This is a genomic window from Geobacter sp. (assembly GCF_030834625.1).
GTDB lineage: Bacteria > Desulfobacterota > Desulfuromonadia > Geobacterales > Geobacteraceae > Geobacter.
On sequence record NZ_JAUQXO010000009.1, the window covers coordinates 56,008 to 72,775 of the forward strand.

The 16,768-nt window shown below is 50.3% G+C and carries 17 protein-coding genes; 14 read left to right on the forward strand and 3 right to left on the reverse strand.

The window, feature by feature from the left end:
• The first annotated feature begins 161 nt into the window (after positions 1-161).
• A complete protein-coding gene (locus RCH91_RS00935) occupies positions 162-542 on the forward strand; it encodes a DUF6573 family protein (RefSeq protein ID WP_306532640.1) in 381 nt (126 codons plus the stop codon).
• Positions 543-938: 396 nt separating this feature from the next.
• On the opposite strand, the gene RCH91_RS00940 is transcribed toward RCH91_RS00935, so the two are convergent.
• Positions 939-1,850 carry an HDOD domain-containing protein gene (locus RCH91_RS00940; protein ID WP_306532641.1) on the reverse strand — a complete coding sequence of 304 codons (912 nt, stop codon included), beginning with the start codon at positions 1,848-1,850 and terminating at the stop codon, positions 939-941.
• A gap of 153 nt (positions 1,851-2,003) precedes the next feature.
• On the opposite strand from RCH91_RS00940, the gene RCH91_RS00945 reads away from it, so the two are divergent.
• The 3 genes from RCH91_RS00945 to RCH91_RS00955 all read left to right on the forward strand — a co-directional run bounded on the left by RCH91_RS00945 (position 2,004) and on the right by RCH91_RS00955 (position 3,019).
• Positions 2,004-2,300, forward strand: coding sequence for a DUF6516 family protein (locus RCH91_RS00945; RefSeq protein WP_306532642.1), 297 nt, complete (start codon positions 2,004-2,006; stop codon positions 2,298-2,300).
• A gap of 4 nt (positions 2,301-2,304) precedes the next feature.
• Entirely contained in the window at positions 2,305-2,673 is a 369-nt protein-coding gene (locus RCH91_RS00950; protein ID WP_306532643.1) for a hypothetical protein, read from the forward strand.
• A 106-nt stretch (positions 2,674-2,779) separates the two neighbouring features.
• Positions 2,780-3,019 carry a hypothetical protein gene (locus tag RCH91_RS00955; RefSeq protein ID WP_306532644.1) on the forward strand — a complete coding sequence of 80 codons (240 nt, stop codon included), beginning with the start codon at positions 2,780-2,782 and terminating at the stop codon, positions 3,017-3,019.
• A gap of 353 nt (positions 3,020-3,372) precedes the next feature.
• Here the strand turns inward: RCH91_RS00955 and RCH91_RS00960 are convergent, their stop codons facing one another.
• On the reverse strand, positions 3,373-3,663 hold the full coding sequence (locus RCH91_RS00960; protein WP_306532645.1) for a type II toxin-antitoxin system HicB family antitoxin: 291 nt from the start codon (positions 3,661-3,663) through the stop codon (positions 3,373-3,375).
• Between the two features lie 625 nt (positions 3,664-4,288).
• On the opposite strand from RCH91_RS00960, the gene RCH91_RS00965 reads away from it, so the two are divergent.
• Positions 4,289-5,485: a site-specific integrase gene (locus RCH91_RS00965; protein ID WP_306532646.1), complete on the forward strand. Its 1,197-nt coding sequence runs from the start codon at positions 4,289-4,291 to the stop codon at positions 5,483-5,485.
• A 60-nt stretch (positions 5,486-5,545) separates the two neighbouring features.
• On the opposite strand, the gene RCH91_RS00970 is transcribed toward RCH91_RS00965, so the two are convergent.
• Positions 5,546-5,809, reverse strand: coding sequence for a hypothetical protein (locus RCH91_RS00970; RefSeq protein ID WP_306532647.1), 264 nt, complete (start codon positions 5,807-5,809; stop codon positions 5,546-5,548).
• A gap of 65 nt (positions 5,810-5,874) precedes the next feature.
• On the opposite strand from RCH91_RS00970, the gene RCH91_RS00975 reads away from it, so the two are divergent.
• From RCH91_RS00975 to RCH91_RS01015, 9 genes are all read left to right on the forward strand, one after another.
• Positions 5,875-7,479: a recombinase family protein gene (locus RCH91_RS00975; protein ID WP_306532648.1), complete on the forward strand. Its 1,605-nt coding sequence runs from the start codon at positions 5,875-5,877 to the stop codon at positions 7,477-7,479.
• Positions 7,445-8,311, forward strand: a complete 867-nt coding sequence (locus tag RCH91_RS00980; RefSeq protein WP_306532649.1) for a ParB/RepB/Spo0J family partition protein — start codon at positions 7,445-7,447, stop codon at positions 8,309-8,311. Before RCH91_RS00975 ends, RCH91_RS00980 begins: the two co-directional genes overlap by 35 nt.
• A gap of 5 nt (positions 8,312-8,316) precedes the next feature.
• Positions 8,317-9,210, forward strand: a complete 894-nt coding sequence (locus tag RCH91_RS00985) for a plasmid partitioning protein RepB C-terminal domain-containing protein (RefSeq protein ID WP_306532650.1) — start codon at positions 8,317-8,319, stop codon at positions 9,208-9,210.
• Positions 9,211-9,580: 370 nt separating this feature from the next.
• Positions 9,581-10,363 carry a type IV toxin-antitoxin system AbiEi family antitoxin gene (locus RCH91_RS00990; protein ID WP_306532651.1) on the forward strand — a complete coding sequence of 261 codons (783 nt, stop codon included), beginning with the start codon at positions 9,581-9,583 and terminating at the stop codon, positions 10,361-10,363.
• A gap of 46 nt (positions 10,364-10,409) precedes the next feature.
• Positions 10,410-11,003, forward strand: coding sequence for a DUF1819 family protein (locus RCH91_RS00995; protein ID WP_306532719.1), 594 nt, complete (start codon positions 10,410-10,412; stop codon positions 11,001-11,003).
• On the forward strand, positions 11,000-11,611 hold the full coding sequence (locus RCH91_RS01000) for a DUF1788 domain-containing protein (protein ID WP_306532652.1): 612 nt from the start codon (positions 11,000-11,002) through the stop codon (positions 11,609-11,611). Before RCH91_RS00995 ends, RCH91_RS01000 begins: the two co-directional genes overlap by 4 nt.
• A gap of 15 nt (positions 11,612-11,626) precedes the next feature.
• Positions 11,627-15,154 (forward strand): BREX system P-loop protein BrxC, encoded by a 3,528-nt coding sequence (gene brxC / locus RCH91_RS01005; RefSeq protein ID WP_306532654.1) that lies wholly within the window; start codon positions 11,627-11,629, stop codon positions 15,152-15,154.
• Entirely contained in the window at positions 15,151-16,269 is a 1,119-nt protein-coding gene (locus tag RCH91_RS01010) for an ATP/GTP-binding protein (protein WP_306532655.1), read from the forward strand. The genes brxC and RCH91_RS01010 overlap by 4 nt, the downstream gene beginning before the upstream one ends.
• Complete coding sequence (locus RCH91_RS01015) at positions 16,269-16,766, forward strand: hypothetical protein (RefSeq protein WP_306532656.1); 498 nt, start codon at positions 16,269-16,271, stop codon at positions 16,764-16,766. Before RCH91_RS01010 ends, RCH91_RS01015 begins: the two co-directional genes overlap by 1 nt.
• Positions 16,767-16,768: the final 2 nt, after the last annotated feature.

Here is a 16,768-nt window from a genome sequence, read left to right on the forward strand (position 1 = left end):
TTTTCGAGCCTATTTTCGTTTCCCCTTCGTTTCGCCCCTACTCGTGAGGGTGAAAGGGGCGAGAACTCAGGGAAAACGGAAATAAAAAAAGCTCGAAAAAATATGTTAATCCACCTGATTCGGGGGCTCGAATCTTGGGAAAACGGGGAAAGGAGAGAAGAATGTTTGAAAACGCGGACGTAATCAGTATCTACACGAGGGCGGATGCCATCGCGGACGGAACGCTTGTTGACCTGAGCGGCAACTTTCCTGACCTGTGCGGAATCTACCGCTACCCTGTGGCATGCACGGCGGCGGTGTGGGCGCTGGTCGAGATGGCGGTGAGCAATAAGCGGCACGGCAACGATTATCAGGGGGTGGTGTGGGATATCCTCTACATGAGCCAGCGGGGGGTAATCCGGCGGCCTGATCCGGCAATCTGCATCTTCCAAGTCATCATCACCGGGACCGGCAGGCGGCGGCTCCATACGTTCAAAGTGGTCTGCGGACCGGGCGATGATGGAGAGCCGGTCGTGACGATCATGTTCCCCCATGAGGATTAAGGAGAAGGGAGGGGAAACCCTCCCCCCTTTCTGTCTCATTCGGAACTCTTACAACGTGTTGGAATATTGGGCAAAAAGACATTTTGCCGTGGGCGATAACCCGAATCTCCTTCCTCTGCGATGACAAGTATCAGGATGGGATAAACTCAGAACCGCCCGAATTTATAACGAATCTGAAAAAGAACGTGGGCCATAACCCGAATGACGGGTGGCTAACAGCATGTGAAGATGTGTAGCCGTTCGGGTTATCGCCCACGCTCTTATTGATTTTATCCAGTTGTTCCGGGCGGATACGGCAAACCACCATACCCGTCCACACCCAAGCGAGCGAAGCGAGTAGGGCCAGAGGCGGCGGAGTGAGCCGCAAGCTGGCCCGTTTGGGTGTGGGCGGCATGCTTAAACCGGGTAGAGCTCTTCGGTAGCGGTTTTAAGATCCCCAACGATACTGTTCAACTCATCGAGGAGCGGCCCCGGCTCACACGGAATCGGCACCGCTTCTCGCAGCACCTCCCATGCCCCATGGGTCTCCCACTCTTCCCGGATATTTCCGTTGTCGTTTATTCCTTCATAGCCGAGCTTGCGCCGGTTACAGAACCAGTCAGCAAGGCTTACCAGGGCGACGCCGGCGGCGTGCTCCTGGGGAGCCGCATCGAGGTTGTGATGATAGAGAATGGCGTCGGTGATGCTGTCGTGGAGATGCCACCGGCAGCCGAGGATATAGCCGATTTCGCAGTGTGACGCGCCAAAAAGCCTTAGTTCCGCCTCGTGGAGGGGTACCCTTTCCGTCTCCGCAAGGTAGGTGGAGCTCAGAAAGTCCTTTCCTCGGAAGAAATTGAGGAAGACTGCTCCCACGTCGTGAAGAAGGCCCGCGAGGTAGACGTTAAAGGCCTCGGGATAGCCGAGCCGTTCAGCGATGATCTTTGCCACCTTAGCCACGCCGAGGGCGTGGCTCCAGAGGATGGAGCGGCTGAAGCCTTCTTTCCCGGTCCTGAAGAGATCAACGACCGCACAGGTAAAGACCACCTCCTTGAGATGATCGAGGCCGAGGTAGATAACAGCCTCCCGCAGTTCGTCCAGGTGCTTCAAGGGGCAATAATACGACGAATTGACGAGCCTCAGCACCCGAGCTGTCAAAACTTGATCCTGGAGAAGAAGATCGGTTATTTCGTCGATCGACACCTCCGGATCGTCGAGCTTGCCGGCGATCCGCAGTACCACGGCGGGAACTGTCGGCAGCTCGGCAACCTCGGCCATGAGCGTGCGGGCCGCGTTGAGCCGGTCGAATATGTTTTCCGTTGTGCCTTCCATGGCGGCCTCCAAGGTTTTCAACTACTTAAGCAAATATGATGCCCGGAATATTTGCCGGAGTGCGGGCGGCCGTCATCGCCTCCCCTGTACGGACGGAAAGGCAGGATTCATTTCTCATTGCCTTCCCTTTGCCTGGTGGTATAATACACCATCATGTCACCTGCGAAATTGCTTCATAAGCGAAAACATACCTATCCAGACGGAACAGTTGTCGAAATGACGATTTGGCAGTTGCCGAAGCCAACGACAGAACGGCCCCACGGCTTGAAATATAGCCTACACTGCGGATACGCAGACGGGACGTTAATTGTGCGGTATGACAATGAACAAGGTAAAGGCGATCATCGCCATTTTAGAGGCACTGAGGAGCCTTACCACTTCGTGGATATAGATACCTTGATTTCAGATTTTATCCGCGACATACAGGAAGGCAAAAGAGAGAAGAGGTAAGATTATGAACAGAGATTTCAGGATCGAGATAAAAAGCCATAGTCTTGAAGAACTTGGAAAAGAGTTTAGCCAGGTCTGGAAGGACGCTGAACGCGGGAAAGCTCCCAGGACTCCTGTAGAGCGCGTTTCGTTCGAGAATCTAAAAGCTCTCGTTCAAGTTCTTACCCCGAGGAGAATGGAAGTGCTTTCGGTCCTCCATGAAAGCGGACCCTTGGCAATTCGGGCGCTGGCGAAAACCCTGCACAGGGATTACAAGAATGTTCACCAAGACATTCAAATCCTTGAGCGAATTGGTCTTGTCGAGGAAACTGAATCAGGTCTAGTCGCGGCTCCGTTTGATAAAATCATAGCTGAAATCAGATTAGCAGCCTGACAAGCCGGCAAAGTGAAGAGCCAGGGGAACAAGATGACCTGGAACTATCGTGTGATCAAGCAGGAGCATCCGGAAGGGACAGCATACGCGATCTATGAAGTCTACTATGATGAACAGGGCAATATCCCTTTTCATCAGTAAAGACCCTATGAATCCTCGCGGGGAAACAATCCTCGAGCTAAAAAACGACCTTAAACATATGCGGCTGGCACTGAAAGAGCCGATTCTCGACATGGATGAGGTATTACAAGGGTTTGAGAGAAGTGGCGCCGCAGATCATGATAAGTGGTTCCAGGAGGAGGTTGAAGAGGCGATCAAGGAGGTTGATAAGCCTGGAGCGGTCTGATGCAGCGCATTACCGACACCCCCCAAGAATAATCCCCCGGTTTGAGCTTTGAGCGTCACGGCAGTAGGATTCTCCCGTCAAAGGTATGTTACGACTGTTTTGGTGCTAAAGATACGGCGCCTGCTTCAGTCAAATACTAATCGTACCAGTATGTTGCGGCATTTTTCCTTCCAAAAATACGGCAACTTTATGACGGTTTGTCGCCAGAAAAATGCTCTCATCGGACTGGAATCCGCGAGCTGGTAACCGGTCGGACTCCGAACAAAACAACCGTATTATTGGTATCAATAAACGCGTAACATGCTGTTAAAATTAGCTTTACAGTCAATCCCGCAACGTTAAGCAAATCCCTTTCAGGGATTCGACTTCTGTATCGTACGATACATCGCAAGTAAAGTGGTGCTTTTGTCGCAAGACGAGATCATATGAACATCAGGGCCGTCGATCCGGCGGCCGGGGCTCGGGATCGGTTTCCCTGCCTCTAACCTCTCCTCCAGGACGAGATTGAGGACTTCTGAGGCATTTGAGAGGGCTTCTTCAAGGGTGTCGCCTTCGGTAAAGACTTCTCCCCCAAAATCAGGGAAATCCACCAAAAAGCCCCCCTCTCCCGCCGGGGTAATGATAGCCGGATATTCGATTTTCACGGTTGTTCCTTCATGAGCTTTTCTCACTTTTCGGCAATTTACCACAAATCCTTTCACTGAGTTCGAAATTCATTCGGCGACCTGCATTTTCCAGGTCATCATCATCGGAACCGACGGGTGCCAGCTCCACACCCTCAAAGAGGTCTGCGGTCCTGGCGATGAGGGATTACGATCATGTTGTCCATGAGGATTAAGGAGAAGGGAGAGAACCCTCCCCTCTTCCGCCTCGTTGTTCCGAGAAGATTCGCCACCCCGTCACACCAAAGCGAGCGAAGCGAGAAGGCCAAAGGCGACAAAGCGAGCCGCAATAGGGAGTGGGCGGCCATATGTGCATACACAATACGATGAATAAAGGTTACCCCAAAGGTTACTTTACTAAAAAAGGGATTACGCTTAGCAGCATAACCCCTTGATTTTATTGGCGTCCCCGAGTCGATTCGAACGACCGGCCCCTTCCTTAGGAGTAAGGGAAATTCACTTTAACATAGATTCCTATTCATATCAATAGATAACACATTCATTTGTAATATCATTTACTTACGCAATTAAGTATGCTATTCTTATTTACGTTTGTAGCAGCATGTTTCTATCATTATCAGCATGCCGGAGGTTCCACAGAGGTTCCATGAAGTTTACTGACCGGTACATCCAATCCCTCAAACCAAGGGAGAAAGAATACTGCATCCGCGAAAGTCACGGCTTCACAATACGCGTTCTCCCGACCGGATGCAAGACTTTCCAGTATATCTACACACTTGCAGGCAAGCGCCGACGATTCAACCTGGGGCACTATCCAGCAACGACATTGTCAGAAGCTCGGGAAAAATTCCGTGCCGCCGCCAACCAGGTCAGTAAAGGTGTAGACCCGCAATCTCCTCCACCCGTTGTTGTCGAACCCGAACAGCATACCGTGAAAGATCTGGTTAAAGACTATCTGGAGCATCTGGAAAAGTCTGCTGCCAAGACATATCTCAAAACCGCCAGTCTGACATTGAAGAACGATGTACTGAAAAACTGGGAAGATCGCCAGGTTGGGAGCATCCGCCGACGCGATGCCATCTTGCTGGTAGAGGATGTCGCCTCCCGGGCCAAGGCCCAGGCCCTTGGCGTCCTCAAACACGCAAGAGCCATGTTCACCTATGCCCTGCATCGTGAACTTGTGGACTTCAATCCTTTTGCCGGAGTATCGGCTGCCATCCCCGATGTTACCCCTAATTCAAGAGAGCGGGTTTTGTCGGATAACGAAATAAAAATCATCTGGAACACTCTGTCCGACAAAGACAGTATCGGAAGCCTGATTGCTCGAAATGGCTTACTATTGATACTAGTTACCGCTCAACGGCCTGGCGAAGTGGCTGGAATGGCCAAGTCGGAAGTTGACAAAGAATGGTGGACCATCCCCAAAGAGCGGGCAAAGAACAAAGAGGAGCACAGGGTCTATCTAACACCTCTGGCGCAACGACTTCTGCCGAAACTGATCTGCCCCTGGTATTTTCCGTCTCCAGATCTGGAGTCACCAATCGGCCGCCCTGCTCTCTCGCATGTTCTCACCAAGCAGCCCAAAGACAAGGAAGGCAAGATCACCCGGCAGCAATACCTCGGGCTGCCCCGCTGGACACCTCACGATCTGCGCCGCACGGCTGCCACCAAACTGTCGGAACTCGGTTGTCCGGATGAAATTATCGATGCCATCCTGAACCATGTAAAAAAAGGCGTGATCGGCGTCTACAATCGCAACAAGTACGACAAAGAGAAAAAGAAATGGCTGCTTAAATGGGCAAAGCATCTTGAAGTGCTGGTCAGTACCCCTACAGCCAAGTAGCTCTCACAGATTCAAGTAACCAAGCGAGTGGTAGCATACCTTCTCTGCCAGCGGATCATCTCAGCTGCCTTCAAACCTCAATGACCCTTCAATCGCCTGCCTGACAAACTCATACTCCTGCATCATCCTCAGCAGATCGAGAGCAGTCATGCCCGTGTCCTTGTAATACCAGTTCCGTGCGCGTTCGACAGGGATGTTGAGGTCGCGCGCCGCCTGCTTCGTTGTGATCTTCCGCTTCCGTAGCAACTTCACAATATATCTCGTCAGGTCACCATTGTTGAGTTCATTTTTGTGGCAAATCTGCCACAGAATCTTTGTAGACATACGCCCCTAGTTGGTTGAAAGTATTACCGGATTATTCTGATGTGTAATTAAGGAGATATCCGGAAATGCACCAAGCGGGAACGGCATATACACCGGCTGATATCAAAAGCCTGCGCCTTAAGGGTGCGATGTATATCCGCATGTCCACAGAGTTGCAGGTTGAGTCGCCGGAAAATCAGGAGCGGGCAATACGAGCCTATGCCGCAGAATACGGCATTGAAATTATCAAAACCTACGCTGACCTGGGTGTCAGCGGGATCAACACTGAAAAGCGGGAACAGTTTCAAACCTTGATTGATGATGTGGAACAGGGGCGAAACGGATACAACATTGTCCTGTACCTGGATGAAAGCCGTTGGGGACGGTTTGTAGACAGCCGCGAGGCTGAGTATCACCGGATGAGGCTGGAACGCAGAAACGTCGTCTGCCAGTCCTGCGAAAAGCCGGTGACGCTGACCAGCAACCTTGCCGACCGAATTATGACCCTGCTGCGTGATGAAAGCGCCAGCGACTATTGCCGCCAGCTCTCTCAGAAAGTATGGGCGGGACAATGCAACCTGGTGTCAAAAGGATTCCGGCAGGGAGGTGTGGCGGGATTCGGGCTACGGCGCATGCTGTTGGACGAGGCAGGAAGACCCAAGCAGGAACTGGCGATGGGGCAGCGGAAAAGCCTGCTCACCGAGCGGGTGATCCTGATGCCGGGGCCGGATGAGGAATGCCGGACGGTGCTCTGGATTTATGACCAGTTCATCGCCGGGAACAGCGAAACTGACATTGCGGCACAGTTGAACGCACGGGGCGTGAATACCCATTTCGGTCGCCCCTGGTCGCGCGGAACTGTGTGCGAGGTGCTGACCAATGAGAAATATGTTGGCAACAACCTGTTCAACCGCACATCGGGCAAGATGAAGAGCAGAGCCAAGCCGAATCCGGAAAGCGAGTGGGTCCGTAAGGATCACGCCTTCGAGCCCGTAGTCGACATGGAGCGTTTCTACACCGTCCAGGGAATCTACCGGGAACGAAACAAGAAGGCAACTGACGAAGAGCTGTTGCAGGGACTGCGGGATTTATACGCCAGCCAGGGTCGCCTTTCCGCGCTGATCATTGATGAGGCTGACTTTCTGCCACCCAGCAGTCTGATCAGCAATCGTTTTGGCGGCCTGCTGCGGGTCTATCAGATGATCGGGTATACCCCGAAGCGCGACTATCAGTATGTTGCCATCAACCAGCGGCTGCGCTTCCTTCATGCCGAGATCGTGGCCGATGTCGTTCGCGATATTGAAAACCTCTGCGGCAGGAAGATTCCTATCGACCCAGAAAGCTGCCTGCTGGAATTGAACCACAATCTGTTCATTTCCGTCGTCATCAGCCGCTGCTTCACCACGCCTTCCGGAACCAGGCGTTGGAAAATCCGTTTCGACAGCGGTCTCCGTCCCGACGTAACCGTAGCAGTACGCATGGATGTTCGTAATGAAGCGATCCAGGATTACTACATCCTGCCCGCGTTGGAATTTTCGGACGGGCAGTTGAAGCTGTCGGATGAGAACGCGGGATTTCTGGACGGCTTTCGTACCGACACATTGGATTACTTGCTGAAGCTGAGCGTCAACATCTCTCTCGACAAGGCGGTGCACCATGGAGCATGGGGCCATAGCGCTTATTCCCATTGAAGATATTCACATCCTGAATCCGCGGGTGCGCAATCAGATCATTGCCGAAGAAATCCGGCAGAACATTCGGAGCATCGGCCTGAAAAGGCCCATCACGGTCGCTCCCCGGAAAGATACAAAAAACGGCAAGAAATATGACCTCGTGTGCGGACAGGGGAGGATCGAGGCCTTCGTTGCCGCCGGGGAAACTGAGATCCCCGCTGTCATTCGCGAAGTAAGCGAAGAAGATGCGCACATCATGAGCTTGGTGGAGAATATCGCCCGACGCAACAACAGTGCCCTGGAACTCCTGCAGAGTATCAAGTATCTGAAAGGCCAGGGGTACGCGGACGATGCCATCGCTGCCAAGACCAACCTTGGCAAAGACTATATTCGCGGCATCATCCGTCTGCTCGAAGAGGGGGAAGAATATCTGGTCAACGCCGTGGAAAAGGGGCGAATCCCGTTATACCAGGCACTGAAAATCGCAGCGGAAGATGACACCGCCGTACAGACTGCCCTGACGGAAGCCTATGAATCAGGGGCCTTGACCGGGAAGAAGCTGGTCGTTTTGCAAAAAATAATCTCCAGGCGGAAACATTACGGCAAAGGACTTTCAGCTCCACATCGTGATAATGCGAAAGTTTCAGCGGAAGATCTGATTGCAGCCTATGAGAATGGCGCCCGAGAGAAGAAACGGCTTCTGGCCCAGTCTAACTATATCAAGGATGTCCTGGACTATACGGCCATGGCTCTGCGCCAGTTATTGAATGATGTCCATTTCACCAATCAGCTGAAGGCCGTCGGCATGAATGAAATACCTCTGCATGTAACGGATCTTCTGAAAAGGTAGCGGCGATGGCAAATATAATAAAGCAGGGATTCCAGGAAAAACTGATCGAACTTGCCGTGGAGGAGTTGCTCACAACCAAAAGCATTTCCATCTATGCAATGAAATGCAGAAAGTATGGCCAGGTCCTTTCCTCCATCCGGGAGGTGGGACTTATCGAAGCCCCTGTGGTCGCTCCAATCAAGAAAGGAAAAGGCTATCTCCTGCTCGATGGTCATCTGCGGATCATGGCCTTGAAGGAACTGGGAGTGGAACGGGTCTCCTGCCTGATTTCCACCGATGACGAGACCTATACCTACAACAAGTACATCAATCGGCTTTCAGCAATTCAGGAACACCGCATGATAATGAAGGCCATACAGTCAGGAGTTTCGGAAGAAAAACTCGCCAGGGCCTTGAACCTTGATATCAGCACCATCAGGAACAAGAAGTGTCTGCTTGAGGGCATCTGCCCTGAGGCTGTCGATCTGCTGAAGGATAAGGTTGTGCCGGAACCGGTATTCAGGGTGTTGAAAAAAATGAAGGCGCCCCGGCAGATTAACGCCGCCATGCTGATGAATGATCAGAACAAGTTTACCTCCAGCTATGCCAAGGCCCTTCTGGACGCAACACCGGTGAATCAGCTTGTCAACAAAGGCAGGCCGAAAAAGGAGACTCCGGCGATACTGGCCCGCCAGGCGCGTCTTGAGGAAGAGAGTCTTGCCCTGTCCAGGGAGATCGGCTCATTGAAGGAGCAGTATGGTACAGCAATGATCGACATGACATCTATGCAGGCATATCTGAAAAGTATGCTCGGCAACGAAGCGGTTGCAAAATATCTACGTGAATTTCATGGGCCTATCCATGACAAATTCAAGCAAATCGCCGAACTTGACTTTTTCAGATTGAAAAATATGGAGTGAGAAAATTCAATTCATCGCCAGGTTCAGCTTCAGGTAACGGCGGTCGATTGGATACTTTGCCAACGACAAGCTTTGCCCAGCAACCTCTTTTGGGTCGGGGAACATTCAAGCGTGTACAGATACAGGCAAGGAAGCTCTACGACACCTTGTATCAAGGCGACAGTGGTCATTGGCTCCACTCAGACCTCTTCATACAACCGTTCCCGGCTGACCCTGGAATCCTCTTTTTCTGTGATGATTTAACTTCCATTTTAATCTCGGGAACTCTCCAAATTTCGATCAAAATATGAGACCTCATTTGCTATACAATTAAGCAAAAAAAACAACAGTTCTTGTTGCTTTTAATGTTTATTTGCTGTACTAAATGCGCATGGCAATTTCGCACTACATTGATGATCTGCTTGCACAGGGGACTTATTGTTTCACTGGAGCGGAGGCGGCCCAGACGCAAGGCACCAGCGTCATAGCTACCCGTGCGGCGCTGCGTCGTTTGCGTCACAAGGGTGAGATTGCCATGCCGTTTCGTGGTTTCTATGTGATCGTAACCCCCGAATTCAGGAACCTGGGATGCCTACCCGCCAATCACTTCGTCCCTGCCTTGATGGCTCATCTGGAAGAGCCCTACTATGTCGGACTACTCACCGCTGCAGAACACCACGGTGCTGCTCATCATCGCCCTCAAGTTTTTCAAGTTGTGGTACAGCGATCTCGTCCTGGAATCGCCTGCGGAAGTGTGCGGGTCGACTTCATCACCCGGAAAAATGTTTCTGCAATTCCTACTCAGGATTTCAAAACTCCTCGCGGATATTTGAAAGTTTCAAGCCCTGAGGCCACCGCTTTTGATCTTGCAGGTTACCCTCATCATGCAGGAGGTCTTGATAATTCGGCAACTGTTTTGACCGAACTGGCTGAATCCTTGAATGCCAGAGAACTGGTTCGCATCGCTGGCCTGTCGCCAATCGCGTGGTCGCAACGACTTGGATATTTAATTGAACATGCCGGAGTAATAAAACTAGCCGACGCCTTGGCAAAATATGTAAGCAGTAAAAGTCCGGTATCTGTTCCACTTTCCCCTTCTGTACCTTATAAGGGAGTAAAGCTGGATCGCCGATGGCGTCTTTATCCCAATGAAACGGTAACATCTGAAATTTGATCCATCAAACAACTGGATTACAATAATGATATCTGCTTCCTACAACATGTCTTTTACCGCTGGCGGACTTTTACTTCGGGAGTCCGTAGAGATTGCTGAGTTATTCCTCACGCGGGGAGACTGGAAGGCAGTCAGGTATATGGCCCTGAATCAGAATCTTATTCAATCACGCACAGCCAGCAGCTCTAAAAGGGTATGTCGTGAGATATGCTTGCGGCTCGAAGAGTTACATGAAGCAGAACTGAATATTTTAGTTGAGGGTTCGCTTCAGGAACAGCAACAAATCCTTTGGGTATGCATTTGTCGTAGGCATCGTTTTGTTTATGAGTTTGCTTCTCAAATCATTAGAGAAAAGTATCTTCAGATTAATCTCGACCTTCGTCCGGAGGATTACGATGCCTTTTTCAATGCCAAGGCTGAATGGCATGATGAACTGGAGCAGCTTACCGAGTCCACTCGCAACAAGCTTCGTCAGGTAGTCTTTAGAATGCTGCGGGAGGCTGATTTATTGACCAAAGCAAACACCATCAATCCTGTGATCCTGAGTGCGCAGGTTGCTCGTGCTGTCGCCAGTCATTCACCGGATGATCTAAGGATCTTCCCATTATCAGACAGAGACATCAGGGAGTTGTTGCAATGAGCGCCGATTTGGAATACAGGCCGATTCAGGAACGATTTCAACATCTGCTGGCGCTGATCAGCAGTGAAAGATTTTTGAAACGGCAGGGATTGGGCAACGAAGTTCCTTTCTTCATCTGCCCTTACAAGTCTGAAGAAGCCGTTGAAATGGGACGTATTCAAAAACAACTCATAAACCGGCTGAATCAGGGTGGCGTTCGGATCTTGGAAATTAATCTTTACGACACATCAATTGAGCTGCTCCGTCGCCGTGGCATCTGGGATCAGATCCTTGAAATGGAAACTGAAATTGCAAAGGATGAGATAAAGGAGCTGCTCCAAGGTGTTCTCGATCCTGAAGCTCACCTCATACCTGAAATTGCTGCAAGAATGCAACAGACGGAATTCGATGTCATGTTCATCACCGGAGTTGGCGAGGTGTTTCCCTATATCCGCTCCCACAATGTTCTGAATAATCTGCAAAGCACTGCCAAAGATCAACCGACCGTGATGTTTTTTCCAGGGGCATATACCCATTCACTAGAACACGGCGCTTCGCTTGACCTCTTTGGCAGATTGCACGACGACAAGTATTATCGGGCATTCAATATATTTCACTGCGATATCTGATACGAGGGAGTTCTGATGGAATTGCGTGCCATATTCAGCAAGCCGGTAGACAGGACAATTGAAGGTGTCATCAAGGCTGACGATGCAGCCAGTCTCCGCATAGAGGTTGACGAATATGTTTTGACCAACGAGGTCACTAAACGCCTTGAAGCATTCCTCGACGCCTACAACAATTACGAGGGAGCAAATGGTGTCTGGTTGTCCGGTTTCTTCGGATCGGGAAAGTCACACCTGTTAAAAATGCTGGCTCTCTTGCTGGAGAATCGCTCCATAGATGGCGCTACTGTTCTTGACATGTTCCTGCGTAAGCCTGAGCTTCAGAACAATGAAATCCTGCGTGGTGATTTGAAAAAGGCGGTTGCGATACCCTCCAAGAGCATCCTGTTCAACATAGACCAGAAAGCAGATGTTATCAGCAAGACGCAGATTGATGCCCTCCTGTCTGTTTTCGTCAAAGTCTTTGATGAAATGTGCGGGTATTACGGAAAACAGGGACACATTGCTCAGTTTGAACGTGAACTTGACAGTCGGAGCATATTGTCAGCATTCAAACAGGCGTATAAGGAGGTCTCCGGTAAGGAATGGACCACCGGGCGGGAACAGGCGCTTCTGGAATCGGTCAATATCGCCGAAGCCTACTTCCGTGCGGCAGGTGAGAAAAAGGAAGCTGCTACCGGAATTCTCGACAAATACCGCAGTCAGTACAAGGTCTCAATTGAAGACTTTGCCGAGCAGGTAAATGCCTATATCGAGAGACAGGGGGCAGATTTTCGCCTGAATTTTTTTGTTGATGAAGTGGGCCAGTACGTTGCCGACAACGTCAAACTGATGACCAACCTTCAGACCATTGCCGAGAGCCTTGCCACAAAGAGTCGTGGCAGGGCCTGGATTATTGTTACTGCACAGGAAGACATGAACAGTGTTGTGGGCGAGATGACCGCCAAGCAGGGGAATGACTTTTCCAAGATTCAGGCTCGTTTTGCAAACCGGATGAAGCTTACCGGCGCGAATGTGGATGAGGTGATCCAGAAACGTCTGCTTTTGAAAAATGAGGCGGGCGTTGAAAAGCTTTCTACAACTTACCATGCGGCATGCAACAACTTCAAAACGCTGCTGGATTTCAGCGACGGCTCCCAAACTTACAAGAACTTTCAGGGTAAAGACCATTTCATCCACTGCTACCCGTTTATTCCGTATCAATTCACCCTGTTTCAGACCGCGATTCAGGCGCTTTCCCTGCACAATGCCTTTGAAGGTAAGCATACCTCTGTTGGTGAGCGTTCCATGCTGGGAGTTTTCCAGCAGGTTGCCGTCCAGATATCAGATCATCAGATCGGTCAACTGGCTACTTTTGACCTGATGTTCGAGGGGATCAGGACTGCACTCAAGACACAGATTCAAACCTCCATCCGGGTAGCTGAACAGAATCTCAACAACCCCTATGCAGTAAAAATTCTGAAGTCATTGTTTCTGGTCAAATATGTCCGTGAGTTCAAAGCGACCATCCGTAACCTGTGCGTTCTGATGTTGGAAAACTTTGACCAGGACATAGCCGATCTGAAAAAGAATATCGAAGATGCCCTGAATCTGTTGGAGCAGCAGAGCTATATCCAACGAAACGGCGAGCAGTATGAATTTCTGACGGAAGATGAAAAAGATGTCGAGCAGGAGATCAAGAATACTGAAGTTGAGTCATCAGATGTTGCCGATGAACTGGCAAAGATAATCTTCGACGGCATCATCAAAAATAGAAAAATCCGCTATGATGAAAACGGCCAGGACTATTCCTTCACGCGGAAGCTGGACGACCGGCTACATGGCCGGGAATATGAGCTGGCAATTCACATTATCTCCCCCTTCCACGAACATTCCGGCAACGAAGATATCCTGCGTATGCAGTCAATGGGACGTGACGAACTGGTCATCAGCATGCCAGCGGATGACCGGCTGGTTCGAGACCTGCTCATGTATAAACGTACCGGTAAATACATCCAGCAGAACATGTCGATCACCCAAAAGGAAAACGTCAAACGTATCCTTACGGACAAAGGCTTTCTGAACCGTGAACGGTATGGAGAATTGCAGCAGCTTGCCCAAAAGCTGATCGGCAAGGCCAAGCTGATCATCATGGGAAGTGACATCGAATTGTCTGGAGAAGATGCCCAAACCAAAATTGTCAGGGGATTCCATGAACTGATCCAGAGAACCTACCCCAACCTGCGGATGCTCCGGGGGATTAATTATAGCGAAAATGATATCCAGCGGTGTCTTCGCCAGTCGGAAGATAGCCTGTTCGGCAATGACACGACCGTTATGTCTGAATCAGAGCAGGAGATGCTCGCCTTCATTCTCGGAAACAATCGTAGCGGTGTCAGGACGACCCTCAAGAGTCTGGTGGAAAAATTTGAGCGTAAGCCCTATGGCTGGTATTTTGCCGCCATTCTCTGCACGTTGGCTAAATTGTGCGCCCGTGGCAAAATCGAAGTTCGCTCCGACAGCAACCCGCTGGAAGATGCCGACCTGGAAAGAGCGCTGCGCAATACCCACGGCCACGGGAATGTCATCCTCGAACCGCAGATAGATTTTACCGCCTCTCAGGTGCGGCAGTTGAAAGAGTTCTTTGAGGATTTCTTTGATACCCCGCCCACAAGCAATGAGGCCAAGGCACTTGGCAAAGAGACGGCACAAAAGTTCCTGGATCTCTTTCACTCGCTTACCCCGCTGGTTGCCCAGAAGGCTCAATATCCGTTTCTCACGGTTCTTGATGAACCGATCAAAACCATTCAGGAAATAACCGGCAAACCGTACACCTATTATCTCACTGAGTTCAGCCGTCAGGCGGATTCCTTCCTTGATCTCAAGGAGAAGACTCTTGATCCTGTACGGCGGTTCATGAGCGGGCCACAAAAGGGTCTTTATGACGAAGCCAAGGCATTCATCCAGGCACAGGAGCCAAACTTTCCTTATGTCGAGGGGGATGAAGCAGCGCAGATACAGAGCATTCTCGAAGATCCCGGCTGCTATAAAAACAACCGGATGCAGCAGGCGAAATCTCTGGTTGATTCACTGAAAGCCCGGATTGATGCACAGCTTGATTCAGAGAAGAATATCGCCCTGCATTCCATCACCACGCTCAGAGAGCGCCTGGCGGCAATGCCTGAATTCTCCAGCCTGAAGGCGGAACAGCAAGGACAGCTAACGCTACCGCTTGACAGATTCCTGCAAGGTCTTGCCCGGCAGACAATCATTGCCGTAATCCGTGATACCCGGAGAAGATGCGAGGAAGATGAGTATCAGCGGATTCTGGGTCAGGTAAACTCCCTGTCGCAACAAGACAGCCCGGCAGGCGGGGATACTGCCACGAGCGGACAACAACCAACCGGTGTTGCAGAACCAGTGGTTGAATACGTTACCAGCCGCTCAATTCAGGTCTCGTTCGAAAAAGCCTGGCTGGCCGATGAGACCGATGTCGATCGTTATCTCGCTTCGGTTCGTGAAGCAATGCTCAATACTATCCGTGACGGGAAGAGGATTCAAATATGATCACAAAACTGACTTTGAAGAACTTCACAGTCTTCAAAGACTTGTCCATCGACTTTTCATCCAAGATCAATGTGATCATTGGTGAAAACGGTACTGGCAAAAGCCATTTATTGAAGGCTGCTTACGCTCTTTGCTCGGCAAATAATGGCCTGAATAGCCAAAAAGAAGTGTCGGATAAAGAAATAAGCGAAGCCGTAACGAATAAGCTGATCAATGTTTTTCTCCCTCCTGATCGGAAGCTTGGAAGAATGCGCAAGATAGGTGTGGCTGAAGATGCCTGGATGCGAGCCAGCTTTGTTTCCGACAAAGAAATCGCACTGAAATTCCGCTCAAATTCAAGATCAGTCACTGTAGAAGAGAATAGTGATTACGAACGCTATAGCTGGAATCCTATTTTCATTCCCACGAAGGAACTCCTGACATTTCTGAGAGGTTTCGGAAACGTCGAGATGGATACGAGTATTCTGAAACTCATTTTCGATGAAACCTATTTTGATCTTGCTTCCAAACTTCTCAATGGCGCTGACCAGGAGCCACGAGAAAAAGAAGAGTGGTTGCTCGAAAGCTTGGTGAACAAAATGGAAGGACGATTTTCTCTGGATGCCGGTGAAATGTCGTTCCAACCTGGCACCTACATTGAATATGCCGACGGAAAGGCCAAGGATGGCAAGCTGACCTATTTTTCGCCGCAAAGACAAGATGTGTTCAGCCCCAGTATGATGGCGGAAGGGTTTCGTAAATTCGGTGTATTACAAAGACTACTGCAAAATTGTTCCCTTGTTCCTGGTGTTTCAGGCTCGTTGTTCTGGGATGAACCGGAGTCAAATTTAAACCCACAGCTAATGAAACTGCTTGTGCAGACAATGCTGGAGCTGACACGAGGCGGCCAGCAGATCATTCTGGCGACCCACGACTATGTGCTGCTCAAGTGGCTTGATCTCCTCGCCAACACTAAGGCAGGTGATCACATCAGATTCCATGCGCTTTCAAGGGAAAATGGGGAGGTGCATGTTCAGTCTGCAGATGATTATCGACAGCTGAATTGCAATGCGATCGCTAATACATTCAGCGATCTTTACGATGAAGAGATCAAGCGCTCTTTGGGAGGTGCTTGATGACAGTTTTAGTTGAGAATGACTTGGAGTTTGACTTTAGCTCGGCCATGGAAGCGATCATCTTTGATGATGATGCCTTGCACAATCCCAGCACTATTAAGAGAGTGGACTTCATTGCTGAGTTTGATGACCGTTTTATATTTCTCGAAGTCAAAGATCCTGATATGCCCAGGGCAGCTAATCCAGAAGCGTTCAAAACAAAGCTGCTAACCGGAAACCTCATACCTGACTTAGCTGGGAAGTACAGGGACAGTTCATGGTTTCGGACGCTCAGCGGGAAAGCCACAAAACCCATCCACTACGTTGTATTGATCTCTATGGCCAGCCTGGAGCCAGCTTTGTTGCTGGCAAAACAGGATGAACTGAAACGGTCCCTGCCTATCACACATACAGATTGGTCCGCACCCTGTGCAGCTGGCTGCGCAATTTTGAATCTGGATCAGTACAAAAAACAGTTCGGTGCAAATTCAGTCCGGCGTTTGAGTGTGGGAGGCTAACG